At 68.1% G+C, this 24,012-nt stretch carries 20 protein-coding genes and 2 pseudogenes; 16 read left to right on the top strand and 6 right to left on the bottom strand.

Features of this window, described 5'->3' with window-relative positions; genetic code table 11:
* Positions 1-34: 34 nt before the first annotated feature.
* On the top strand, positions 35-1,216 hold the full coding sequence (locus ACIQD6_RS18755; protein ID WP_401883874.1) for a damage-control phosphatase ARMT1 family protein: 1,182 nt from the start codon (positions 35-37) through the stop codon (positions 1,214-1,216).
* A 123-nt stretch (positions 1,217-1,339) separates the two neighbouring features.
* On the opposite strand, the gene ACIQD6_RS18750 is transcribed toward ACIQD6_RS18755, so the two are convergent.
* The gene (locus tag ACIQD6_RS18750; RefSeq protein ID WP_401883872.1) at positions 1,340-2,425 is read right to left on the bottom strand and encodes an NADH:flavin oxidoreductase; all 1,086 of its coding nucleotides are present in this window, start codon (positions 2,423-2,425) and stop codon (positions 1,340-1,342) included.
* 275 nt (positions 2,426-2,700) lie between these two features.
* A pseudogene (locus ACIQD6_RS18745) lies at positions 2,701-3,366 on the bottom strand (LLM class flavin-dependent oxidoreductase); the annotation flags it as partial.
* 218 nt (positions 3,367-3,584) lie between these two features.
* Between ACIQD6_RS18745 and ACIQD6_RS18740 the strand changes: the two are divergent.
* From ACIQD6_RS18740 to ACIQD6_RS18700, 9 genes are all read left to right on the top strand, one after another.
* Positions 3,585-4,013 (top strand): ankyrin repeat domain-containing protein, encoded by a 429-nt coding sequence (locus tag ACIQD6_RS18740; protein ID WP_401883870.1) that lies wholly within the window; start codon positions 3,585-3,587, stop codon positions 4,011-4,013.
* A 109-nt stretch (positions 4,014-4,122) separates the two neighbouring features.
* The gene (locus ACIQD6_RS18735) at positions 4,123-4,785 is read left to right on the top strand and encodes a class I SAM-dependent methyltransferase (RefSeq protein WP_401883868.1); all 663 of its coding nucleotides are present in this window, start codon (positions 4,123-4,125) and stop codon (positions 4,783-4,785) included.
* A 790-nt stretch (positions 4,786-5,575) separates the two neighbouring features.
* On the top strand, positions 5,576-6,334 hold the full coding sequence (locus ACIQD6_RS18730) for a hypothetical protein (RefSeq protein ID WP_401883867.1): 759 nt from the start codon (positions 5,576-5,578) through the stop codon (positions 6,332-6,334).
* A 147-nt stretch (positions 6,335-6,481) separates the two neighbouring features.
* Positions 6,482-7,648, top strand: coding sequence for a pyridoxal phosphate-dependent aminotransferase (locus ACIQD6_RS18725; protein WP_401883864.1), 1,167 nt, complete (start codon positions 6,482-6,484; stop codon positions 7,646-7,648).
* Positions 7,623-9,443 (top strand): FAD/NAD(P)-binding protein, encoded by a 1,821-nt coding sequence (locus ACIQD6_RS18720; RefSeq protein ID WP_401883862.1) that lies wholly within the window; start codon positions 7,623-7,625, stop codon positions 9,441-9,443. Before ACIQD6_RS18725 ends, ACIQD6_RS18720 begins: the two co-directional genes overlap by 26 nt.
* A 3-nt stretch (positions 9,444-9,446) precedes the next feature.
* Entirely contained in the window at positions 9,447-9,974 is a 528-nt protein-coding gene (locus tag ACIQD6_RS18715; protein WP_401883860.1) for a cupin domain-containing protein, read from the top strand.
* Positions 9,971-10,741, top strand: coding sequence for a sulfite exporter TauE/SafE family protein (locus tag ACIQD6_RS18710; RefSeq protein ID WP_401883858.1), 771 nt, complete (start codon positions 9,971-9,973; stop codon positions 10,739-10,741). Before ACIQD6_RS18715 ends, ACIQD6_RS18710 begins: the two co-directional genes overlap by 4 nt.
* A 32-nt stretch (positions 10,742-10,773) precedes the next feature.
* On the top strand, positions 10,774-11,358 hold the full coding sequence (locus tag ACIQD6_RS18705; protein ID WP_401883856.1) for an O-methyltransferase: 585 nt from the start codon (positions 10,774-10,776) through the stop codon (positions 11,356-11,358).
* A gap of 209 nt (positions 11,359-11,567) precedes the next feature.
* Entirely contained in the window at positions 11,568-12,104 is a 537-nt protein-coding gene (locus tag ACIQD6_RS18700; RefSeq protein ID WP_401883854.1) for a nitroreductase family protein, read from the top strand.
* Positions 12,105-12,128: 24 nt separating this feature from the next.
* On the opposite strand, the gene ACIQD6_RS18695 is transcribed toward ACIQD6_RS18700, so the two are convergent.
* Positions 12,129-13,307, bottom strand: coding sequence for a cytochrome P450 (locus ACIQD6_RS18695; RefSeq protein ID WP_401883852.1), 1,179 nt, complete (start codon positions 13,305-13,307; stop codon positions 12,129-12,131).
* 343 nt (positions 13,308-13,650) lie between these two features.
* On the opposite strand from ACIQD6_RS18695, the gene rsgA reads away from it, so the two are divergent.
* Together rsgA and ACIQD6_RS18685 are read left to right on the top strand one after the other, a co-directional pair.
* Positions 13,651-14,760 carry a ribosome small subunit-dependent GTPase A gene (rsgA, locus tag ACIQD6_RS18690; RefSeq protein ID WP_401883850.1) on the top strand — a complete coding sequence of 370 codons (1,110 nt, stop codon included), beginning with the start codon at positions 13,651-13,653 and terminating at the stop codon, positions 14,758-14,760.
* Positions 14,761-14,915: 155 nt separating this feature from the next.
* On the top strand, positions 14,916-16,505 hold the full coding sequence (locus ACIQD6_RS18685; RefSeq protein ID WP_401884425.1) for an AlkA N-terminal domain-containing protein: 1,590 nt from the start codon (positions 14,916-14,918) through the stop codon (positions 16,503-16,505).
* A 31-nt stretch (positions 16,506-16,536) separates the two neighbouring features.
* Here the strand turns inward: ACIQD6_RS18685 and ACIQD6_RS18680 are convergent, their stop codons facing one another.
* From ACIQD6_RS18680 to ACIQD6_RS18670, 3 genes are all read right to left on the bottom strand, one after another.
* Entirely contained in the window at positions 16,537-16,902 is a 366-nt protein-coding gene (locus ACIQD6_RS18680; protein WP_401883849.1) for a PPOX class F420-dependent oxidoreductase, read from the bottom strand.
* A gap of 121 nt (positions 16,903-17,023) precedes the next feature.
* Positions 17,024-17,506: a DUF456 domain-containing protein gene (locus ACIQD6_RS18675; RefSeq protein WP_401883847.1), complete on the bottom strand. Its 483-nt coding sequence runs from the start codon at positions 17,504-17,506 to the stop codon at positions 17,024-17,026.
* Between the two features lie 88 nt (positions 17,507-17,594).
* Positions 17,595-18,587, bottom strand: coding sequence for a helix-turn-helix domain-containing protein (locus ACIQD6_RS18670; RefSeq protein ID WP_401883845.1), 993 nt, complete (start codon positions 18,585-18,587; stop codon positions 17,595-17,597).
* A 374-nt stretch (positions 18,588-18,961) separates the two neighbouring features.
* Here ACIQD6_RS18670 and ACIQD6_RS18665 point away from each other — a divergent pair, with 374 nt between their 5' ends.
* The 4 genes and pseudogenes from ACIQD6_RS18665 to ACIQD6_RS18650 all read left to right on the top strand — a co-directional run bounded on the left by ACIQD6_RS18665 (position 18,962) and on the right by ACIQD6_RS18650 (position 23,989).
* Positions 18,962-20,464, top strand: coding sequence for a protein phosphatase 2C domain-containing protein (locus ACIQD6_RS18665; RefSeq protein ID WP_401883843.1), 1,503 nt, complete (start codon positions 18,962-18,964; stop codon positions 20,462-20,464).
* Positions 20,465-20,480: 16 nt separating this feature from the next.
* Positions 20,481-21,188: pseudogene (locus tag ACIQD6_RS18660) on the top strand (thiamine pyrophosphate-binding protein); the annotation flags it as partial.
* 37 nt (positions 21,189-21,225) lie between these two features.
* On the top strand, positions 21,226-22,794 hold the full coding sequence (locus tag ACIQD6_RS18655; RefSeq protein WP_401883841.1) for a recombinase family protein: 1,569 nt from the start codon (positions 21,226-21,228) through the stop codon (positions 22,792-22,794).
* A gap of 574 nt (positions 22,795-23,368) precedes the next feature.
* A complete protein-coding gene (locus tag ACIQD6_RS18650; RefSeq protein ID WP_401884423.1) occupies positions 23,369-23,989 on the top strand; it encodes an endonuclease domain-containing protein in 621 nt (206 codons plus the stop codon).
* Positions 23,990-24,012: the final 23 nt, after the last annotated feature.

Below are 24,012 nucleotides of genomic sequence, written 5' to 3'. Positions count from 1 at the left end.
TGGCGGCCGAACAATCGAGGAGGACGTGAAGGCGATGCCCGGAACCCCCGGAACAGACGACGCACCCGTGATCCTGAGCAACGAGCCGGGCTCGTTCGCCTGGGGAGTACTGGCCAACCGCCATCCGGCGCTCATCCAGCAGGTACGCGACGCCTTCCCGTACGGCCCCGCTCAGCACCGGTCTCTCGACGCCCTTCTCAAGGAGATCACGGACGGGGTGATCCAGCCGCTGGCCCCGGACGCCCACGATCAGGGCCAGTGGCAGGCCTGGGGACACGAGCACTTCGGCCGGTCCTGGTTCGACGTACCGTTCCTGTGGGCCGAGAGCTTCTTCTACCGCAGACTCCTCGAAGCCGTCGGGTACTTCACGGTCGGACCCTGGCAGGGCATCGACCCGTTCGCGCCCTTCAAGGGGGCCGAACTGCGCGGCACGGTGGTGGACGACGAACTCACAGCCCTGGACGGACTCACCGGACAGCCCGACGGCGACCAGGCGGACGCACTGCTGGGCGCCTCGCTGTGGGGCAACCGAGCCGACCTCGGCTTCAGCCTCTCCTCCGACGCCACCCACACCGGCGGGGTCGACCCCCATCTCGTGGCTGACGACACGGCCCGGCTGTGGTCCCTGCTGCCCACCGGCGCGGGCGCCCCGGTGCACCTGGTGGCGGACAACGCGGGCCGGGAGCTCATCCCCGACCTCCTCCTGCTGGACCACCTCCTGCGCACCGGCCGGGCCGGCCGGGCCGTCCTGCACGTCAAGCCGTATCCGTACTACGTCTCCGACGCGACCATGACGGACGTCATCGACAGCCTGCGCCGACTCGGCCACGCCTCCGGGTACGCCGCCGAGGCCGGCGAGCGTCTCTGGTCCGCTCTGGCGACGGGGCGCCTCGTGGTGGACGCCCATGACTTCTTCCGCGCGCCGCTCCCGTACAGCGCGATGCCCGACGATCTCCGACAGGACCTCGCGGAAGCCACGGTGACCGTCGTGAAGGGCGATCTGAACTACCGGCGGCTCGTCGGCGACCGGTCCTGGGCGCCGACGACCTCGTTCGCCGACCGCACCGCATACTTCCCCGGACCTGTGGCCGCACTACGGACCCTCAAGTCGGACGTGATCGTCGGCCTCGATCCCGGCACGCTGACCGGCCTCGAAGACAGCGGAATGCCCTGGCGTACGAGCGGCACGCACGCGCTTGTCCAGGTCAGGGCCTGAGAGCCGTGTCCGTACGGTCGGTCCTCGCGCGCAGGCGACGACCGACCGTACGAAAAGGAAGCCAGATCGCCCAGGAGCTGTCGCCCAGCAGCTATCGGCAAGACCGACCGGACAACGCCCTGGCTAGTGCAGCGCCTTGAGCAGATCTGCCTCGAAGGGCACCAGCTCGTCGGTGCGTCCCTCCAGGACCTTCGCCGCCCAGGTGGGGTCGCCGAGCAGCGCCCGGCCGACCGCCACGAGGTCGAACTCGTCGCGCTCCAGCCGGTCCAGCAGCTGGTCGATGGCCGTGATCTCGCCACGCGTGCCCTGGAAGGCGGCGGTGAACTCGTTGTCGAGGCCGACCGACCCGACCGTGATGGTGGGCTTGCCGGAGAGCTTCTTGACCCAGCCGGCCAGGTTGAGGTCCGAGTCCTCGAACTCCGGCTGCCAGTACCGGCGCGTCGAGCAGTGGAAGGAGTCCACGCCCGCCTCGCTCAGCGGGGCGAGCAGGGCGTCGAGTTCCTGCGGCGACTCGGCGAGCTTGGCGTCGTAACTGCCCATTTTCCACTGGGACATCCGGAAGATGATCGGGAAGTCGGGCGACACCGCCTGTCGGCATGCTGCCGTGATCTCGGCCGCGAGACGAGTCCTGGCGCGGAGATCGCCACCGTAGGCGTCGGTGCGCCGGTTAGTGCCCTTCCACAGGAACTGGTCGATGAGGTAACCGTGGGCACCATGGAGCTCGATGCCGTCGAACCCGAGCCGTTCCGCCGAGGCCGCACCGGCAGCGAAGGCCGCGACGACATCGTCCAGGTCGGCCTGGGTCATCGCGTGGCCGGTTTCCCCGCCCTCCATGTCCAGGCCGGACGGCCCGACGCGCGGGGCGTCCGGGAAGGGCGGCGCCCCGGCGGCCCTGGCCATACCGACGTGCCAGAGCTGCGGGACGATCCGGCCGCCCTCCTGGTGCACCCGCTCGACAACATGCGCCCAGCCGCCGAGTGCGTCTTCACCGTGGAACCGCGGCACCTGGTCACTGGTACCGGCCGAGGGGTGGTCGACGTACGTTCCCTCGGTGATGAGCAGTCCCACACCGCCCGCGGCGCGGCGGGCGTAGTACTCCGCCACGTCGGGCCCCGGTACACCACCGGGTGAGAACTGCCGGGTCATCGGTGCCATCACGATCCGGTTCCGCAGGGCGAGGCTGCCCAGGGAGAACGGACGGTCGAGCACCTGCGCGGCCCGGACGCCGGTTTCGCGGGAGGAGCTGGAGGAGCTGGAGGAGCTAACGGAGCTGGAGGAGCTGGCGGAGCTGGAGGACAAGATAGGCACCTTCGGTCACAGACAGCGGAGCGGAACGGAGGGAACGGAAGGGAACGAACGGAAGGGTCAACACCGCGATGGATCAACTGATTCCGGTGCGCGACCCGGGCTTCCTGGGCAGGGAGCTCATTGCCTTTGTCCGGGATACGACCGTGAGGTGCCGCGGCTGAACGCGCCGGTCGCGTTCACTTGTCCGTCTGCACGGAGTGCCCGGTGCGCTCGGCGAGCAGGGAGGTGTGGGTGGGGGCCTCCGGAACATGGCTGGGGCGTGCGGAGTCCATCTCCTTACGCAGTACGGGGATGACCTCCTAGCCGAGCAGGTCGAGCTGTTCGAGGACCGTCTTCAGCGGCAGGCCGGCCATGTCGATATTGAACAGTTGGCGCTGGTAGTGGCCGAAGTGGTCGCGGAACGTCAGCGTTTTGTCGATGACTTCCTGCGGGCTGCCGACGGTGAGCGAGGTCTGCTCCATGTACTGCTCCATCGACGGGCCGCCGCCGTAGACGGGGGAGTTGTCGAAGTAGGGGCGGTACTCACGTATGGCGTCCTGGGAGTTCTCGCGCAGGGAGACGTGGCAGCCGACCCCGACGATGGCCTGCTCCTCGGTGCCGTGACCGTAGTGGGCGTAGCGGCGGCGGTAGAGGCTGATCAGTTCCTGGAAGTGATCCTTGGGTCCGAAGAGGTTGTTCGCGAAGAAGCCGTCGCCGTAGTACGCGGCCTGTTCGGCGATCTCGGGGCTGCGGACGGAGCCGTGCCAGACGAAGGGCGGGATGCCGTCCAGAGGCCGGGGCGACGAGGTGAACTCCTGGAGAGGCGTACGGAATCGGCCCTCCCAGTCGACGACATCCTCGCGCCTTCTTCGGCAACAAGCAGTTCAAGGGAGAGTGGAACGGGCAAGAGCGAGAAGGCTGCCGAGAACGCGGCACAGAGTGACGTTCAGACTCACTCCTGCTCACCGATCAGGAACGGTACCGGGCCCATCACGGCACGTTCCGCAGTGTGTTCAAGTGAGCGACGGGGCAGGCCGCGGTGCACGGCCGGCCGAACCCTTGCTTCAAGGTAAGGAGCATTGTGAACAACAGGCAGCGCAAGAAGCTCCCCCGACGCCTGTGCGAGGCGGCAGAGCAAGGCCGAGTGGGAGGGCTGGCCCGTCTGCTGCGTCTGGGTGCCGCGCCGGACGATCGGCGCCCGGACGGTGGGACTGCTTTGTATCTTTCCGTGGCGCAGGGCGAGGTCCGCTGTGCGGAGCTTCTGCTGGCGGCCGGAGCGTCGCCGAATCTGGAGTCCCATGGCCCTCGCGACGGGCTCCCGCTGGCGGCGGCAGCCACCCATGCCGATACCGCCATGGTGGGGTTACTGCTGGCTCATGGTGCCGACCCTGAGCTGAAGGAGCACGAAGGCACCGGCGGCAGCGCGCTGTACTGGGCCCGTGGCTGGCGGGAGCCCGGCATGCCTCACGCGGAGGTCGTGGAGCTGCTGGAGCGATCCCGGGCGGTGTGACGCTCGCACTCTTGAACCCCCATGCGGCTGACCACGATCTGGAACGCGGCCGCCGTCCGCCGGCCAGGACCACTCCCGGTGAGGTGCCGTTCCTGTCTACCGTGACCCCATGGCGTTACTTTCCTACCTCCACCGTTTCAATCAGCGGCACCCATGGAGCCACAACGACCATTACGGCCCCTGGATCGCCCGCCGGGTGGCTGCGTCCAAGGCCCACCATGTCCTCGATGTCGGGTGCGGTGCGGGGAATCTTGCCGCGCTTCTGCGTCGTCGGGCGGTCACTGTCACCGGGTTTGAACCCGACCCCGGGATGGCCCGCGCGGCGGCGAAGCGCTTCGCCGACGACCCGGCGGTCACCATCGTCGAAGCCGACTTCGCCGGGCGCGACCCGCACCGGTGCTTCGACGCCGTCACCCTGGTCGCCGTCCTGCATCACCTGCCGCTGGTGCCCACCTTGCGGGAACTGCGCGGCTGTCTCGCTCCAGGTGGGCGTCTCGTGGTCGTCGGCTGCTATCGGGAGGCCGCGCGCGTCGATCTGCTCGTCTCCCTGCTGGCCCTGCTCTTGAATCCGGTCATGGGGCTGGTCAAGCATCCGGCCCGCGCCGGCACGCTGCCCTTGCACATGACGGCGCCCACCACCGCGCCGCGGGAGACTCTGGCGGACGTCCGGGCTGCGGCCGCCCAGGAACTGCCCGGCGCCTGGATCCGGCGTCGCCTGTTCTGGCGGTACGGCCTGGTCTACGACGCCCCCGCGGAGCACAGCCCGGCCTGACCCCCGCGAGCCGCTTGAGAGGTCTGCCTCCGCCGGGTGGTTCCGGCCCCCCAGCCAGCCGGATCCGCTGCATCGAACCGGCCGGCCCCGGTTGGCCCCGGTTGGCCCCGCTCCTCACGCAGAGGTCGCTGACTTGGCTGGCAGGGGGGCGGAGAGCGAGGAGAGTACGTCGGAGTGTGTTCCGACCCGAACGCCGTCACCATGTCGCCGCTCGCACATTGACGGCAAGAGCGCAATCAGGCCGTCCGGCCGCCGGCCAGCCGGCCGGACACGCGCCCACTCGGATCGCCGGTCCCGTCGATGGCGGAAACCCGGAGTTGAGGCGCGGTGCCGCTCCCCGGTGGTCACCTTCGCCCAGAACACGTTCGCGACCGGGCGGAGTTCACTGCTCGGCGCTCTCGCGATCGCTGTCCTGATTCCTACCGAAGCCCCTGTCGTGATATGCGTTGTTGACGCCCAGTGGACACATGCGTTTCCGCAGACCAGCCGCGTCACGCTTTCCGCGCGACTCCGGTGCGCGCCTACTCATCTGGCATATCTTCGACCAATGGCCGGTTTCTGCCCTGTGGAGCTGGAGAGCCGTCGGACACGATGACCGCGGCAGGTCGGCAGGGATTTCGGCGAGTAGAAGAATGGATGCGCCACCCATCCCGTGCCGTAATGAAGCGGACGGATGAATTCACCTTCTTTTCGATCCGATCCCCGCCTCGGCCCTGTGCGTTCCCTGCTCCATTGCTCGGCAAAGTCGTCATGCCAGTCAATCGCGCCTGAAACAGGAGTGGATACGAGAATGACAACGTTTCCCGGCTCGGCCATCCATGACTCGGTCACCTCACTCATCGACGACCTGGACCGGCACCCGGTCTACGAGAACGAGTACTTCAAGCACCTTGAGAGAACGCCCTGGACCGGCGAATCGTTCGAGTTCCACCGGGCGAACTTCTACCACCGCACCGAAGGAACCGTGAAAGGCATCGCCCACGTGTGCGCCCAGGCGGCGGCCCACGACGACATGGACACCCTGGTCCTGTTCTCGCACATCCTCAACGAGGAGACCGGCGACGGCAACGCGGCGCACTGTCACGAGGTGCTGATGGAGAACACCCACAATCTGCACGGTCAGGTCGAGTTCGGCGTGGCTCCGATGCTGGTGAAGGAAGCGCGGGACAGCAAGCTCGTCATCCCGGAGACCTTGGAATACCGTCGGCGCACCCTGGACCTGCTGGTCACCAGCTACCACAGCATGCTGGGCGTCGCGATGGCGCTGGAGTCCCACGCCGACCGGATGCTCAAGATCTGCCGTACGGCGTTCCGCAACACCAACAAGGTCCTCCCGCAGGACAAGTTCGTGCACGACGTCGAGATCTACTTCAACGTCCACGTGGGCGACGCGGGGGTCGAGGAGCGCCATGCCGCGGACGCCAAGAAGTGCGTGGTGAACAATTGTCACAGCAAGGCGGACGTGGCGGCCATCGCCGCCGCCGCGACGGAGACGCTGGACATCCAGTTGGAGATGTGGAATGCGATGCACAAGGCCGTCACCAGCTGAGTCCGTAGCTCCAGAGAGGTGGTCCACACGGCTGTGCAGAAAAATCGAGGAATCTCCAGAGCCATTCTGAACATTCCGGAATCGGCGACGCACGGAACCGCCGCCAAGCTCGTTGCGCTGAACAGCGGGCTCGCCGCGGAAGACCAAGTGATCGACCTCAGCATAGGCGCTCTGGATACTCCCGCCGATCCTCGGATCGACCGCGGCGTGATCGATTTCATCCAGAAGAAATCCGGCGTGATCCATGCGTTCGCCCCCGTCAAGGGATTTCCCTTTCTGCGGGAATCCATTGCGGCGCGCGTGAGCCGTCTGCACGGGATCGAATACGATCCGGAGAACGAGATCCTGGTGACGCCCGGTGGCGTGAAGGGTTCCATCTCCGTGGCGTTCCATGCCCTGCTGGACCCGGGCGACGAGGTCGTCGTCCCGGTGCCCAACTGGCCGCACTACTCCGACATGGTGCTGCTGCACGAGGCCGTACCGACGACGGTCCTGGTCACGGCCGAGGACGGGCTGACGGCGCCGGCGCTCGAGCAGGCGATCTCCGACCGCACCAAGATCGTGGTGCTCGGCGACTGCATCAACCCGACGGGCAAGATCTACTCGACGGAGGAACTCTCCGCGCTGGCACAGGTCGTCGCCCGGCACAACCTGCGGCGCGAGGCCGACGGCGCGAGCCCGATCTACGTCCTGTTCGACTGCCCCTACGAGGCTCATGTCCTGGATGACCGCGCCCAGACGTTCGCCGCCATCGAGGCGTTGCTTCCCGACGGGAGCCTCTCACCGATGCGGCCGTGGACGCTCACGGTGACCGGCCCCGGCAAGACGTACGGCATGCACGGGGACCGGATCGGCTATCTGTGCGGGCCGGCGGACATCGTCGAGGCCGCCTCCCGGGCCCAGGTCAACCTCACGTCGTTCGCGTCCACTTACGGCCAGGTGGCGACGCACATCGCGCTCCAGCCGGAGATGGACGACGTGGCGACGGCGAGGGCCAGGACCGCGCGCACGAACCTGGAGGCGATGCTTCGCGAGCTGGAGGCCGTTCCCTCGCTGCGGGTCAGGCCTCCCCAAGGGGGGTATTTCCTCTTCGTCGACCTGTCGAGCTACGCCCACGCCTACCAGGAGCACGGCTACGTCACGGCCGACCAGTTCCTGTTGGGGGAGGCGAAGGTCGCCACGATCTGCGGCAACCACTTCGCGAAGGAGAAGGACCTCAGCCACTTCGTGCGGATCAACTGCGGCCGCACGAGTTCCATCCTGAGCCAAGCCGGCATACGCATCAGGCATGCCCTCAGCCGTCTGGAGCCCTGAGCTGAAAGCCAACTCGGTAGGAACGGTCAGATACTGCGTCATCGGCGCCGGATTCGCCGGTACCTGCGCGCTGTGGCATCTGGTCCGAGAACTGACCATTCCAGGCCGTCTGTCCCCGCTCCACCGTTCCGCGATCACGATCGCCACGGTGGAGCGGGGGTCGGTGAACGGCCCCGGATACCCCTACGCCAAGGACAACGCCCAACTCGGGCACCGGTGCAACAACGAAGCGAGCACCATGGGGATCCATGGCAACGACTTCGTCGACTGGCTCGCCGAGAGCAAGACCTGGCTCGTCGCCGACCATCCGGAACTCATCCTGGAGACCCACCCCGGGATCGAGCCGACGGAATGGAAGCCCGAGGACGGCGAGTTCTATCCGCGGGCCCTGTTCGGCCTGTACCTGGAACACCGGTTCCAGGACGCCGTGAAAATTGCCCGGGACCACGGGATCGAAGTGCAGCAGTACGTGGGGCACGAGGTCTTCGACGGGCGGATGGCGGAGGACGGCTTCTCCGTCCTGGTCCGTGACCTCGGCACCGGCCGCGAGTTCAGCCTGGACGGACTCGACCGGGTGCTGCTGAGCACCGGGCACTGGCAGTCCACGGAGAGCGACGCGCTCGCGGAACAAGAGGGGTACATCCCGGCGCCCTATCCGCCCGGCAGGCTCCGGTCCGTCGTCGCCGGCCGTGTCCGGTCACGGCGGACACCGGGCGCGCGTCCGCGCGTCTACGTCCAGGGGATGGGGCCGAGCGGCATCGACGCCATCATGACGCTGTGCGGCGAGGGCGTGTTCACGTACACGGCCGACGGACACGTCGCCTCCTACCGGCCGGCGCCGTCGGGACCGGGAGAGGAACCGCTCCACATCGTCGTCGGATCACGCTCCGGGTTCTTTCCCCCCGTCCGGGGCCCGCTCGCCGACCATGAACTGTCCCACCTCACCCCGGACGCCCTCGCCGGTATCCGGAGCGAATGCCAGGGGCAGTTGAGGATCGAGCCCATTCTGGACCTGTTGGACAAGGAGCTGCGCGGAGCGACCGATGGGGCGCTGGGGTGGCACGACGTCGAAAATCCCCGGCACTCCTCGGCCAGGGAGAAACTCGAAAGCGACCTTCGGGACTCACATCATGGAAACCTCGTCCACACGCTTGTCCTGAAAGCGCGAAGGATGTGCTTCTACCGGGAACTGGCGCCCAGTGACAAGGCCGTGTACGACCGCCTGTTCGACACGCACTTCATTCGGACGGCGGTGCCGATGCCGAGGGTGAACGCGGAGAAACTGATCGCCCTCATGGACTCCGGAGTTCTGTCCACCGTGAAACACGGGTACGCGGGGCCACCGGTCAGCGTGCACGAGGACGGCGGATTCGTGATCGCGTACGAGACTGCTGACGGCGAGCGTTCCAGTCTGCGAGCCGACTGCGTAGTACGGGCCAAGACACAGGATTTCAGCCTGGAACGCCACCCTTCGTCACTGGTGCGGAACCTCCTCCGGCGGGGCGAGATCGTGCGCCACGAGGAATCGGGATACGTCACCGGCGGGTTGGCCCTCGACCCGCTCGGAACATACCGGGTGACGAGGCGTGTGGGCAGTCTTTACGGACCGTCGCCGCATCTGTCCTCGTACGGTTCCCCCGTCAGGTTCTGGCAGAACGAACACAATTACGCCGGAGCCTTCGTGAAGGCGGCCGAGCAGGTCGCCGCTGACTGGGCCGACGCCGCGACCGAAACGCCGCAACCCACCACCGCCCCGGACGACTCAGGGCTGATCATCACCGAAACAGGGAGTTGAGCGATGGAAATGAAAGAGTTCTACTATCAGAACGGTATACGGGTCAGCGTGTTCAATCTCGACCACGAAGCCGTTCCCTACCACTTCCACAACGAAGTGTCGGACATGGTGTACTGCTCCAGAGGACAGATCGCCATCGAACTCCCCGAAGCCGGCGAGGTATTCACCGTGCTTCCCGGCGAGGTCTTCCAGGTGCCCCGCACGAACAAGCACCGGTTCGTCAACGGAGCACCCGTCGGAACGCCCTCGCGGTACGTCCTCCTCCAACTCGGCACGTTCGACATCAACTTCGTGCCGGCCGCCGAAGGGCTCGCGGGGAAGGTCGCCGACCGCACGGCGACACACGTGGCGGACGCCGACGTGTACATCGAGAATCGCAAGGCCGACGTCCTCGAACTCGTCGACCGCTTCGCGTCGGAGAAGCCGGCGGACCTGACCCCGGACGAGCAGACCGACGTGGTGCAGGCGCTGCGCTGCTTCGTGGACTGCGGAATCGAAGCCGAGCACCCGAAGGCCGCCGCCCAGCCGTGACCGACGCTGCCCCCTTCTCGTTCCAGCTGACCACTTTCGTGCTGATCGTTCTCACGTTCTTCGTAGGTGGGTTGTTCAAGGGTCTGACCGGCCTGGGCCTGCCGCCCGTCGTCCTCGGAATTCTCACGGCAACGATCGGAATTCAGCCCGCCAAGGCGCTGATCATCATCCCGACGTTCCTGACCAACGTATTCCAGGCGGTGCGCGGCGGCCACGGGCGGAAAATCATCCTTCTCACCTGGCCGTTTCTCTTGGCCGCCACTTTGTTCACCCTGTCGGGCGCGCTGACGCTGAGCTACTTCCGGGCGGACGTGATGTCCGCCCTGCTCGGCATCGGGCTCTCCGTCTACGGGATTCTCGGTCTGTTCCGACTGCGGGTGAACATCAGGGAGAAATGGTGGAATCACCCCGTGGGCGCGCTCCTCGGGGCCGTCAACGGATTTCTCACGGGAATCACCGGATCGTCGGCCGTCCCGGGTGTCTTCTACCTTCAGTCGATCGGCCTGCTGCGGGACCAGTTGATCCAGAGCATGGGGATCCTCTTCACGCTGTCGACGGTTTCCCTGGCGTGGTCGCTGCGCACCCAGGACCTCCTGGACGCGAACCTCCTCGCCATGTCCGCGGTGTCCCTGGCGCCGGCCTTTCTGGGAATGTCGATCGGGAACAGGATCCGCCGCAGCATCCCCGAGGAGAAATTTCACACGGTACTCTGTACCGCTCTGGTGCTCCTCGGCCTCTACATCACGGCCCAGAATCTGGCCAAGTGACACCGAACCATTAGTTGACGAGGGGATACATCATGGAACCGGCCTTCGCCGAGTTGCTGCGCGAGTTAGAGGAATTCGGCGAGGCCAACGACTCGTCCACGGACGAACGAAGCCGGAAGATGCTGAACATCACGCCCGACACCGGCACGTTTCTCGCGCTGCTCGTCAAAGCCTGCAAGGCACGGAACGTTCTGGAGATCGGCACGTCCAACGGCTACTCGACCTTGTGGCTCGCCGACGCCGTGGGCCCGGAAGGGTCGGTCACGACGGTCGAGCAGGCCGACGACAAGGTGACGATGGCCGAGCGGAACTTCCGGCGTGCCGGCCTCCAGTCCCGGATCCGGCAGATCACCGACGACGCGGGCCGTTTCATCGCCTCGCGCGACGTCGGCGAGTACGACTTCGTCTTTCTGGACAGTAACCGCGCGGAGTATGTCGGCTGGTGGGACTCGCTGCGGCGGATCCTTGCGGACGGCTGCCTGCTCGTGGTCGACAACGCCGTTTCCCACGCCCACCAGTTGGAGGACTTCAACCGGCTGGTCGAGGCGTCGGACGACTTCTCCGGAGTCCTGCTGCCCATCGGCAAGGGCGAGTTGATGCTCCTCAAGGACTCGTGACCGATCCACAAGGACCCGTGACCGGTCCATCGCCCGCGGACAAGCGGCACCCGAGAGCCCTCGGGGGCTGCTCGTCCAGGACGGCGATGCCGCTCGGCCCCGCCCCTCACGTCTGTGAACCGCACGCTCCTGTGCATCGGCCGCACATCCGCTGTACCGACCCGTCTTCCGTTCACCATCTGCGCTGAGGAGCACCTGCCTTGGACGTCATGACGGCCATTCTGACGCGCCGTAGCATCCACTCGCTCCGCGGTCCGGCTCCCTCGGACCAGGAGTTCGCCTACCTGCTGAAGGGAGCGGCCGCGGCTCCCGACCACGGCAGACTGCGCCCATGGCGCTGGATCCTGCTGAGAGACGCGGACCTGGAGGCGGTCGGCGCCTGCCTCGCCGCCGAGGCCGAGCCCGAGGAACGGGCCCTGGTCGAGAAGAAGTTCATGCGAGCACCCCTGAAGGCGGTGCTCGTCTTCTCCCCGACGGCGGAGCACCGGGTGCCCGAATGGGAGCAGCTCGCTTCGGCGAGCAACGTCGCCTACGGCTTGATGCTGTTACTGCACGCACGCGGCTTCGGCAGCATCTGGCGTACGGGCCGGTTGTGCCAAAGCCCGGGCACCCGGAACCTGTTGGGCGTCCGCCCGGACGAACAGCTCCTGGGCTCCCTGGACATAGGCACGCCCGGCGTCTCGGTACAACCGGCCCGCCGGAGCCTTGAGGACGTCACCGACCGCATGCGGTTCCTGCGCACCTGAGCGGAGGGAGGACACTCAGGACACTCAGGTATGCAAGGGCAGAGAGGCCAACCCGCGCATCAGGCGTGTGTGCCGCCACCGCAGTTGATCCGAGGGGACGCTGAGCCGCATTCGAGGGAAGCGGATCAGGAGCGCCCGTAGAGCGATCTCCGCTTCGGCCTTGGCCAGGGGTGCGCCTAGGCATCGGTGGATGCCGTGCCCGAAGGCGAGGTGGCCACCGGCTTCCCGGCCCAGGTCGAGTTGGTCGGGGGAGGGGAAACGTTCGGGGTCACGGTTGGCGGCCCCGGGGGCGACCTGCACGGGTGCGCCGGCGGGGATCGGCGTATCGCCGAGAGTGATGTCCTCCGTGGCGTAGCGGAAGGTTGCCGTGCTGATGGGGGAGTCGAAGCGGAGCAGTTCGTCGAGCGCTGTCGGGACGCGGTCGGGATTGTCGCGTAGACGTTCCAGCTCGGTGGGGTGCTGGAGCAGGGCCAGGACGGCGTTGCCGACGAAGTTGGTGGTGGTCTCGTGTCCCGCGACGAGGAGCAGCACGGCGAGGGAGACGAGTTCGTCCTCGCTCAGCTGGTCTTCGCCGTCGCGGGCCGAGATCAGGCGGTCGAGGAGCGCGTCGCCGGGCTGGCGGCGCTTGGCGCTGATGAGGCTCGCCATGTAGTCCGCCATGGCGTGCGAGGCCGCGTCGATCACGTCAGGTTTCCCGGCGGCGAACAGCTCGGCCGACCAGCGCTGGACCTCGGACCGGTCGGTCTCCGGTACGCCGAGCAGCTCGCAGATCACGATGACGGGAAGCGGTGCGGCGAGGCCGGCGACAAGATCGGCTTCCCCGCCGGCGGGCCAGTGGTCCAGCAGAGCGTCGGTCACCTGGGCGATGTACGGGCGCAACTGGGTCACCGCGCCTGTGGTGAACGCCTTGGTGACCAGTCGGCGCAGGCGTGTGTGCCGGGGCGGGTCGCCGGCCAGCATGGTCTGCGCCACCGCGGGGTGCAGATTGCGTCGTGACGGTTTGTCGGCGAAGAACGCGGCGGTGTCCTTCGAGAGCCGCGGGTCGCCGAGGGCCTGTCGGGCTTCGGCATATCCGGTGACGAGGTAGCTGTTGTGTCCACCGGAGCCGGTGGGAATGGCCTGCACCGGGCTCGTGGACCGCAGCTTCGCGTAGGCGGGGTAGGGGTCCCGCAGGAAATAGGGGTCCTGAAGCGAGTTGCTCATGATGTCGGGCTCCAGTTGATTCCGGCAGGGCGCCGTTGACGACACGCACGATTATCGCGGCCCACAGGTCTTGCCACAGGGGGCCGGGTAAATGCCTCGCGGTGGTGTGCGAGGTCCGGTTAGGGTGAGTGTCGTCCGGGGCGGTGGTCGTAACGTGCCGCTTTTGGGCTGTTGTTGGAGCGTTGAGAAGCAGGAGGTGAGGACATTGATGACTGTCACTGCGCTGGGTGTCGCCCAGGTTCAGAGGTTCATCGTTCTCATCCCTGTGGTCTCCGGCTGACCTTCCCGTTTCACTTCCGCGCCTGTGTGCGCGTGCCGGGGCCACCCTTTGAAGGGTTTCCCCTTGTCTTTCTCTTCTCTTCAGGTTTCCTCCGCTTCGCATCCGCTGGCCCGGTACGGCTGGGACGCGGGCTGGGAGGCCGAGTTCGCCCCGTACGCCGCCCAGGGGTTGCTGCCCGGCCGGGTCGTGCGGGTGGATCGTGGGCTGTGTGATGTCGTCACCCCGGGTGGCACCGTGCGGGCCGACACGGAGTTCGTCGTGCCGCGTGATCCGATGAAGGTGGTGTGCACGGGGGACTGGGTCGCCGTCGACCCGGAAGGCGGCGAGCCGCGGTACGTACGGACGCTGCTGCCGCGCCGTACCGCCTTCGTACGCTCGACGTCATCGAAGCGTTCCGAGGGGCAGATCCTGGCGGCCAATGTCGACCACGCGGTCATCGCGGTCCCGCTCGCGGCCGAGCTCGACCTGGGCCGGATCGAACGCTTCCTTGCCTTGGGGTGGGAGAGCGGCGCCCTGCCGCTCATCGTGCTCACCAAGGCCGATCTCGTGAGTGATCCCGTCGTGCTCGGTCATCTCGTCGAGGACGTCGGGAGCGCCGCGCCCGGTGTGCAGGTGCTCGCCGTCAGTTCGGAGACGGGGGAGGGGATCGAGGTCCTGTCCGCCGTTCTGTCGGGTGGTACGAGCGTGCTGCTGGGCGTTTCCGGGGCGGGCAAGTCGACCCTCGCCAACGCGCTGTTCGGGGACGAGGCCATGGAAGTGCAGGCCATTCGTGACATCGACGGAAAGGGGCGGCACACCACCACGACCCGCAATCTCCTCGCGCTGCCCGGTGGCGGCGTACTCATCGACACCCCCGGGCTGCGGGGTGTCGGGCTGTGGGACGCGGAGGCCGGCGTCGGGCAGGTCTTCTCGGAGATCGAGGGATTCGCCGAGGAGTGCCGATTCCACGACTGCGCTCACGAGTCGGAGCCGGGGTGTGCGGTGCTCGCCGCGGTGGAGTACGGATCGCTGCCCGTGCGCCGGTTGGAGAGCTACCGCAAGCTGTTGCGGGAGAACCAGCGCATCGTCGCCAAGACCGACGCCCGGCTGCGCAGCGAGATCCGGCGTGACTGGAAGCGCAAGGGCGCCGAGGGGCGTGCGGCCATGGAGGCCAAGCGGGGGCGTGTTCGGTAGGGGCGGGCCCGGAGATCCGTCGCTCTGAGGGGCCGGTACCCGGTGGGCCGGGGCCGGGTACGGCCCACCGGTACCGGCCCATCTGCACCTGTACGAAGATCGTGTCCGAAATCCGCGAGTGCGGCGGCCCGCGCTGCCGCACACTGGGACTCGTGATGGACGAGGAGACCAGATACGAAGCGGTCACCAGCCGCGACGCGCGGTTCGACGGCGCGTTCTTCTTCGCCGTCGAGACCACCGGCATCTACTGCCGGCCGAGCTGCCCCGCGGTGACCCCGAAGCGGAAGAACGTCCGGTTCTATCCGACCGCGGCCGCCGCCCAGGGCCAGGGCTTCCGCGCCTGCCGTCGGTGCAGGCCAGACGCCGTCCCCGGGTCGGCGGAGTGGAACGTACGCGCCGATGTCGTCGGCCGCGCGATGCGGATGATCAGCGACGGGATCGTGGACCGGGAGGGGGTCCCCGGGCTGGCCGGACGCCTCGGCTACAGCACCCGGCAGGTACAGCGCCAGCTCAACGCGGAGCTGGGCGCGGGGCCCGTCGCGCTCGCCCGCGCCCAGCGGGCGCACACGGCCCGGGTCCTGCTCCAGACGACCGAACTGCCGGTCACGGAGATCGCGTTCGCGGCGGGGTTCGCGAGCGTGCGCCAGTTCAACGACACGATCCGGCAGATCTACGCCCGTACACCCAGCGAGCTGCGGACCGAGTCCGGTACGGGGATGAGAGCGGGCAGGGGAGCGGGTACGGGTACGGCGACGAGGGCGGGTATGCGTACGGCGGTGGGTACGGCCGGTTCGGCGGGGGCGATCGGTACGACGGACAGGGCGAGTTCGGTGGCGCCGGTGCGCGAGGCGCGCTCCCCGCGCGACCGTGCCTCCGGCGGATCCGCCGGACGCGATACCGGCACTGGACCCGGCACCGGCACCAGACCTGGCACCGCCACCGACGTGCCCGCCTCCGCAGGCATTCCGCTGCGCCTCGCCTACCGGGGTCCGTACGCCGCACGCGAAGTCTTCGACCTCCTCGCCCGCGAGGCGATCCCCCACGTCGAGGAGGTCACCGGTGAACCGGGCGGCCGCACCTACCGCCGTACGCTGCGGCTGCCTCACGGTCCCGGCACCGTAGCCGTCGAAGAGACCCTCCCGGCCGGTGCCGCACGGGCCAGAAGCGGCTGGCTGGAGGCCCGGATCCACCTCACTGACCTGCGCGATCTCACCACCGTCGTCCAGCGGCTGCGCCGCCTCTTCGACCTCGATGCCGACCCGTACGCCGTGGACGAACGCCTAGGCGCCGATCCGCGCCTCGCCCCTCTCGTCCTCGCCCGCCCCGGGCTGCGCTCGCCCGGCGCCGCGGATCCGGAGGAGTACGCGCTGCGCGCGCTCGTCGGCTACGCGGCGGCCGGCTCGCTCGTCGAGAGGTACGGGCAGGCGCTGGAGCACCCGAGCGGCGAACTCACCCGGCTGTTCCCGGAGCCGTCGGCGCTGCGCGACGACCCCGTCGCGGGCCCGCTCGCGGCCGCGCTCGCCGACGGGACCGTACGGCTCGATCCCGGAGCCGACCGCGACGAGGCCGAGCTCACGCTCCTCGCCGTGTCCGGTGTGACGCCCCGGACCGCCGCGCTGATCCGGATGCGGGCGCTCGGCGATCCCGATGTGGCGCCCGAGGGCGAGGAGGACGAGGAGGCGTGGCGGCCCTGGCGTTCCTACGCGGTGCGGCACCTACGGGCCCGCTCCGCCACGTATGGCTGATGCTGCCCCGCCCCGTATGGCTGAGACGCCCTCAGTCGAGGCCCCAACTGTGGATCTTACGAGAGTGAATACGGATCAGCTCCTCGCTGAAGTGCGGCCCCAGGTCGTGCGGCCCGGTCAGCAGTTCCGCCTCACCCCGGATGTCCACGCCCCGTACCGTCCACGGCTCGGTGCTCACCACATCGTCGACGACGAGCGCCACCCGTGGATTCGTCTGGAGATTGCGCCACTTCTTCGTCGTCCCCAGAGCGAAACCACCGATCAGGATGGTTCCGTCGTCCTGAGGGAAGAAGCCGACGGGATTCGCCTGCGGCTGGCCCTTGGGGTCGACCGTCGCCATTCGTCCCAGCCGCTGGGATCTCAGATATACGCGCTCGGCCTCGCTGAATTCGGTCATGATCCCAGCGTCACACGGTTACGCCGTACACCGCATCGGAAGCGGTGCCGGTCATGGTCCCGATCCCGATCCCGATCCCGGTCCCGGTCCCGGTCCCGGGATCGGTCCCGGTCCTGATCCGTCAGCCCCAGATCACCGCGCTCAGCCAGGCGCCCACCACCAGCAGGCACGCGAACAGCTCCACCAGCAGCGGGCAACCCGCCGTGCGCATGACCGTACGGGCCGATGCCCGGCCGTCCCGGTGGCTGCCGAGCCGTACCCGCTCCGCGCCGTAGATCCCGCCGACGAAACCCAGGATCCCGCCCAGCACCGGCACCACGAAGAAGCCCACGATCCCGGCGATCCCGCCCACCAGCAGCGTGCGGCGCGGGGCCCCGGTGCTGCGTGTGCGGCGGGTCGGCAGCAGGGGCCTGAGCGCCTGGTTCAGAAGGAGCAGCGCCGTCGCCCCGATCAGGACGGACCAGGCCAGCCGGGTGGGGGAGGTCAGCGCCCACCAGAGCACGGCGGCCCATACGATCGCCTGCCCCGGCACACCCGGGACCAGCACGCCGAACAGGCCGAGCAGCAGGACCAGGCCCACCAGCACGAGCTGCCACACGTCCATCTGCCAACTGTGCAGGACCCCGCTCCTTCCCGCAGTTCGCGATCCGGCTCGTATCCGCAGGCCCGCCCCGGGGGCAGGGGCATCCGCTTCATGTCTGCCGCTCGCGTGCCACCCAGCCCTTCTCGTACGCGTGCCAGCCCAGCTGGAGCCGCGTCGTCACGCCGCCCAGCTCCATCAGTCCCCTCACCCGGCGCTGGACCGTCCGCAGACCCAGGTCCAGCTGTTTGGCGACGCTGGCGTCCGTCATCCCGGCGAGCAGCAACGACAGGATCTCCAGGTCGATGGTGTCCGGCCCCGGCAGCTCGCCTTCCGTCACCGCGCCGTCCGTGCCGAGCCGCAGGGGCAGCCCTTCGCGCCATACCGCCTCGAACAGGCCCATCAGCGAATCCAGCAGGCCGCTGGCATGGACGACCAGGGCGGTGGGTTCCGCCCCGCGGCATGTCAGGGGGACCATCGCCAGACTTCGGTCGGCGATCACCAGTTTCGTGGGTACCCGCTCGGTGGTCCGGACCCGTTCGTGCCGGCCGAGCACCGTGGCGAGTTCGGTCATGGCGGCGGGCAGCGAGAGCACCTCGCGCTCGATCACCACCCGGTAGCCGACGCCCCGGTCCGCCGCCCGTTCCTCGGCCTCGTTGTCGATCCAGTTGACGGCGACGGGTTTCGCCGTGACCAGGGCGCGGACCTCCTCGGCGGCACTCAGCTGGAGTTGGAGGAAACGGTGGGCCACGGCACTCGCGCCGGTCACCACCTCCACGAGATCGTGTACGGCCTGTTCGGTGGCCTCAGCGCGGTACTCCTCGGCGAGCCGTACCGCGGTCAACTCGGCCCGTTCCAGCTCATGGCGGTGCTGGGTGAGCAGCGCGCCCAGCGCGACGGCGGGCGACGCCGCGACCCACCGGCCGGTTCCGGACGAGGACTGCGCGGCCAGACCCTGCCGTTCCAGTCTGCGCAGGGCTTCTTCGGTGTCCGGCTCGGGGAGAGCGAGCCGGTGGGCCAGATCAACGACATCCGAGGCTCCGACCGCCACCAGCGCGCGATACGCGGATTCCTGTCTCTCGTCGAGACCTATCGCTCCCAGCATCCCTGTTTCCCTCCCTGAACCTGCCGGTCCGGACCTGTCGTTCCCCGACTGCCGGCACGGCCTCTCCGGCGCGCCATGGCGGGTACCGGCCATGGCGTAAACCCGCCAGGTCCATCATCCCCCGTACGGCCTGACACTCTGCCAGGGTGGGCGCCATCACAGCAGCAACAGACCCCGGTCATATGCCTCTTCGGTGTTCATGGCCTGGATTTGCCCGGGAGAGCGATACGTGCGGCTCCGCTTCCGCGTATCCGCCCCCGCGCTGAATCTGTGAAGGTTCGCCGGGCGTCCTTCCCGTGGGGGGTGGGGCCGTCCGGCGAACTCATTTTCCGCAAGGGCCGTTTCGTACGCGCGGCGCGGTCGACAATAGGAGCATGAGCCAGCAGCGGGAGAGGCCGTCCGGCGACGACTGGTGGAACCGGCTGTACGACGCGTCCGTGCCGGACACCGGCCCCGGCGGCACGGCTGCGGGCGACACACTCGACGACCGCTTCGACTCGGCGGCGGACGCGGTGAGACACCCGGCGGGGGACGTGCCGGGGTATGCGGCTGGAGACACGGACGGGTCGACGGGCGCCTCGACCGACGCCCAGGAGACCCCGGACGAGACTCCGGACGAGACCCCGGACCAGCCCCCGTACGAGGCCCCGGGCACGGACGTGGACGCGGATATCGACCTTGACCTCGACATGGAGACCCTCGCGGAAGGCGGGACAACGGCGCAACGCGCTTGGTGGGAGCAGCCGGAACCACCGGCCGTACCTCCGTCGGCGGTAGTTCCATCGGCCGTACCGCGCCGCGCGGAACGCCCGGACCCCCGCGTCCCGTACCTCGCGCCCCCGGCCCGCGTCCCCGTCGCCCGCGTCCCGGGCACCTCTCCGGGCGGTGGACCACCGGCCTATGACCCCGATCCCACCGCGCTGCCCCCGGCGCACGCCGAGCGCGTGGACGAGATCGTCGCCGACACCGTCCTCGACGGCGCGCGTTACGGGACGTACACCCTGCGGGCCGTGTCCGTACGGGGAGATTCCGCGCGCGACCGGGGAGAGCCACGACGGGACGCACTGCTCACCGCGCGCTTCGGGGAAGGCGCCGACGCGCTCGTCCTCGTCGCCGTGGCCCGTAGCACCCGTGCCGCCATCGACGCCTGCCGCTGGATGGGCGGCGCCGTCGGGCGCAGCCATGTCCGGCTGTCCGAGGACATCCGGGCCGGCCGCAGGGGCGATCTCAGATCCGGGCTGCACCGGCTCACCGACCGTGGTCTCGGCCGGCTCCGGGCCCGCGCCGCCGAACTCGGCGTGGAGCCGCACGAGTACACCGCGAGCCTGCGCTGCCTGCTGCTCTCCGCCGATCCGGAGTGCCGCACCCGGGTGTTCTTCGGAGTCGGCGACGGCGGCCTCTTCCGGCTCAGGGACGGAGTCTGGCAGGACCTGGAGCCGCCGCTCCCCGATCTCGCGGCCGTCACCGGCGAGCCTGTCGTCGGTTTCGGCTCCCCGCCCGCCGAGACCCCGGAGGGCGAGCGGCTCACGATGGATCCGGGGATCACGAAGCTGCCGTCCCCCGCTGCCGAACGGCCGGTGCCGCCCGCCGAACCGTTCCGGTTCCGGGCCTCCGTCGCCAGACGGGGTGACACGCTCCTGCTGTGCAGCACCGGTCTCGCCGACCCGCTGCGCGCCGGGCCTTTCCCGGCACACGGATCGGCAGACGGACCGGCAGACGGAAGGATAGACGGAAGGGCGGCCGGACTGGCCGGTGAGCTGGCCGACCGCTGGAGCCCCGTGGATCCGCCGGGCTTGTCCCAGTACTTGTCGGACACCCAGCTCAAGGTGAAGGGGCACGCCGCCGACCGCACGGCCGTCGGCGTCTGGGAGGCGTAACCGCGTCCGGCATGGGTTGGTCGACATCCTCGTCAGGGCGGGCGTCCAGCGCCTGTACGGAGTCGTCGGCGACAGCCTCAACCCCGTCGTCGACGCCATCCGCCGTACCCCCGCCATCGACTGGATCCAGGTCAGGCACGAGGAGACCGCCGCCTTCGCGGCCGGCGCCGAGGCCCAGATCACCGGGAAGCTCGCCGCCTGCGCGGGCTCCTGCGGCCCCGGCAATCTGCACCTCATCAACGGTCTGTACGACGCCCACCGCTCCATGGCCCCCGTGCTCGCCCTCGCCTCCCACATCCCAGCCGGCGAGATCGGCCTCAGCTACTTCCAGGAGACCCACCCCGACCGGCTGTTCCAGGAGTGCAGCCACTACAGCGAGATGATCTCCAGCCCGAAGCAGATGCCCCGGCTGCTCCAGACGGCGATCCAGCACGCGATCGGACAGAGCGGTGTCAGCGTGGTCACCCTGCCCGGCGACATCGCCTCCGCGCCCGCCCCGGAGAAGGCGGTGGAGCACGCGATGATCACCTCGCGGCCGTCCGTACGCCCCGGGGACGCGGAGATCGAGAAGCTCGCCCGCATGATCGACGAGGCGGAACGCGTCACGCTCTTCTGCGGCAGCGGTACGGCCGGTGCGCACGCCGAGGTGATGGAGTTCGCCGAGCGCGTCAAGTCGCCCGTCGGACACGCCCTGCGCGGCAAGGAATGGATTCAGTATGACAATGCGTGTAGGGGGATACCTGCGTATGTATAGTGCACCTATGACAACCCGCGTGTTAGGCGCTAGGCGGCTCAGTCGTGTCAAGGACAACTCAACGTCCTTTGATCGACAGGGGATAGCGATTGAGGTCGTAACGGCGTCCGTCGGGGGACGCGTTGTCGCATGGGCCGATGATCTCGACGTCAGCGCCGCAAAGGTGGCACCAGCAGACCGGCCGGAGCTAGGACCGTGGTTCGAGCGTCCCGACGAATTCGACGCTATCGCATGGTGGCGTCTCGACAGGGCAGTTCGAAGCATGCGGGACATGGCATGGCTTGCGGGGTGGGCTCGGGACCACAAGAAGCGGCTCATATTCGCGGAAGGTCCGGGCGGAGGGCGTCTTGAACTCGACATGACATCCCCCATGTCGGAACTCATTCTGATGATCCTTGCGTTCGCCGCTCAGATGGAAGTCCAGGCAATTAAAGAAAGGACGCAAGGGGCGGCCGAGTACCTTCGGAGCGTCGGCCGGTGGGGCGGAGGTAGGGTTCCTTTCGGCCGCGTCCCCATTCCACACCCGGATGAAGACGAAGGGTGGTGGCTAGGACGTCACGAAAAGACAGCGTCGATAATCGACGACATGGTCTCGCTCGTGCTCGACAAGAAGTCCTACCACGCCATTTCGGCCTGGCTGAACAAAAAACACTCGGGCGTTACGCCGGCCAACCACCGTAAAGAGGTTGCCACCCCGCCGAGGGAAACGAATCCCGGCGCCCGTTGGAATCCCGGAATGGTCAGCTCACTGCTTCGTCAGCCGAGCCTGCGCGGCTGGATGACGCTTGACGGCGAGCCAGTACGAGATGAAGTGGGGGACCCGGTGTTGATGGGGGATGTCCTCATCGATGACGAGACATGGCGGCGCCTCCAGAAGGAGATGGACGACCGAAACGGCGATGGGGAGTTGCGCAATAAGTCAGACGCACATCCGCTGCTGGGCGTGGCCTTCTGCGGATCATGCTGCGGGAAGCTCTACCAAGGGTGGATGGCTCCGGGGCCTAACCGGAAAGTGGCCAAGCGTCAATACCGATGCGCTGCACGCGCCCACGGGAGGGCGTGCACGAAGCCCGCGTACGTCACAGCCGACCCGGTGGACGCGTGCGTCGAAGAGGCGTTCCTGGACCGCATGGGCGGCTTCGAGCTGGTTGAGGTGATCACCATCCCCGGTGTTGACCACCGTGACGAGATCGCGGAGTTGATGGCTGACATCGACACTCTGGCGGGGCAACTGGGTAATCTCCGCGGCGCTGCGGCAGTCGCCGTTGGTAAGCAGATTCAGGGGCGCTCCGACAAGCTGGAGCGCCTTCAGGAGCGTCCTGTAGTGCCTGCGCGAACCGAAGAGATCCGCACGGGCGTCACGTACGGCGACGCGTGGCGCCAGGCCAAGGAGCGAGGGGACGTTGAGGGGTGCCGTCGGATGCTCCACGATGTTGGGCTTCGGGTGACGGTGGGGAAGACGTACAGGGGCTCTCGGGACGTCAGAGGTAGGCTGTCTGTGGAGTTCGTGACCCCCGGACATATCGACCCCGAGCGGGATGCGTTGGACGACGCGGCGTATCAGGCCGATCTCTAAGGTAACGGTTCAATTGCGGTGTCCGGGGATCCCAGTCGCAGATGAGCCTCCCCGGGCACCTCTCCCTCCCGCCTCGTCGACGTCGGCCGCCCACCTCCTCCGGTCGAGTTATCCACAGGGCGATGTGGGTAACTCCATTGAGTCACCGTTCAGTTGACTGTTATCACTGCGGGTAGTGACAGTGTGCCGAGTCTGGGCAGAAAGCCAAACTACCCCCTATTTTCCTTTCTCCTAACGCGCGTTAGAGAGAAGTAGAAATAGGGGGTTAGTTTGTCAGTTTGCGCCCGCCCCTGGGAGGCGGGAAGAAATGCGTTTCAGGTCGACAGGAACTCGTACCCGATAACTAGATCGTAGGGGGAAGACGTACTCGTCGCCCCCTGCCACGGCCGGTGCCGCTCCTCGATCCCCGCACTCTCCTCCGGGCTGAGCGAGTTGAAGCGGCGCCGGCCGTCACATCTGACGTCGTGCACCCGATAACTACGAGGTAGGGAGGACGCTCCTCCCATCCTCGGGAGGAATCGTGAACGACTCTGTAGGGCCACCGTGCGCGGAAGCCGAGTGCGCCAACACGGCGATGGTGGGCCCCAGATGCCCCGGACACGCCATAGCCAGATACCGCCGGTTCACTACATCTCAACGCCCGGAACGGCCCGCCCCGCCCCGTCGGCTCTGCTCGTTCGACGGCTGCGGTAGAGCAGCTGCCCGTGAGGGCCTGTGCGGGCGCCACGCTGCCCAGCGGGACCGGAAGGGGACGCTGACAAGGCTGCCCGTGTCCAGGCGTCCTGGAGCCTCTCAGGTGCGTGACGATGAGGGGCGCAAGGAGTGCGGGATGTGCGGCACGTGGAAGGCCGCGACGGAGTTCCCCGCGTCGCCGCTTTACCCCGACGGACTGGCGCCTTACTGTTCCGCCTGCCGAGTATGCGACACGTACCGGATATCGCCCAAGCAGTACGAGGCGATGAGGCGAGACCATGAGGGCCGGTGCGGACTCTGTGGTGATGAGGAGGATGATCGCGTCCTCGGCGTGGACCACGACCGCGCATGCTGCTCCAGCAGCCGGTCATGCGGACGATGTGTTCGCGGGCTGTTGTGCACCCGATGCCGTCTCGGCCTTGGGGGGGGTGTCTCTATGTCCTTCGTCAAGGACGTGGTGCCTGGTGTGCGGGTGTTTGGGATGGTCATGCGGCGAGGGTGACGGTGGGGTTTCTGGACTCGTAG

Source organism: Streptomyces sp. NPDC088400, from assembly GCF_044753355.1.
Taxonomy (GTDB): Bacteria; Actinomycetota; Actinomycetes; order Streptomycetales; family Streptomycetaceae; genus Streptomyces.
Note: the sequence above shows the minus strand (reverse complement) of the source record. Positions and strands in the feature narration are given on the sequence as shown.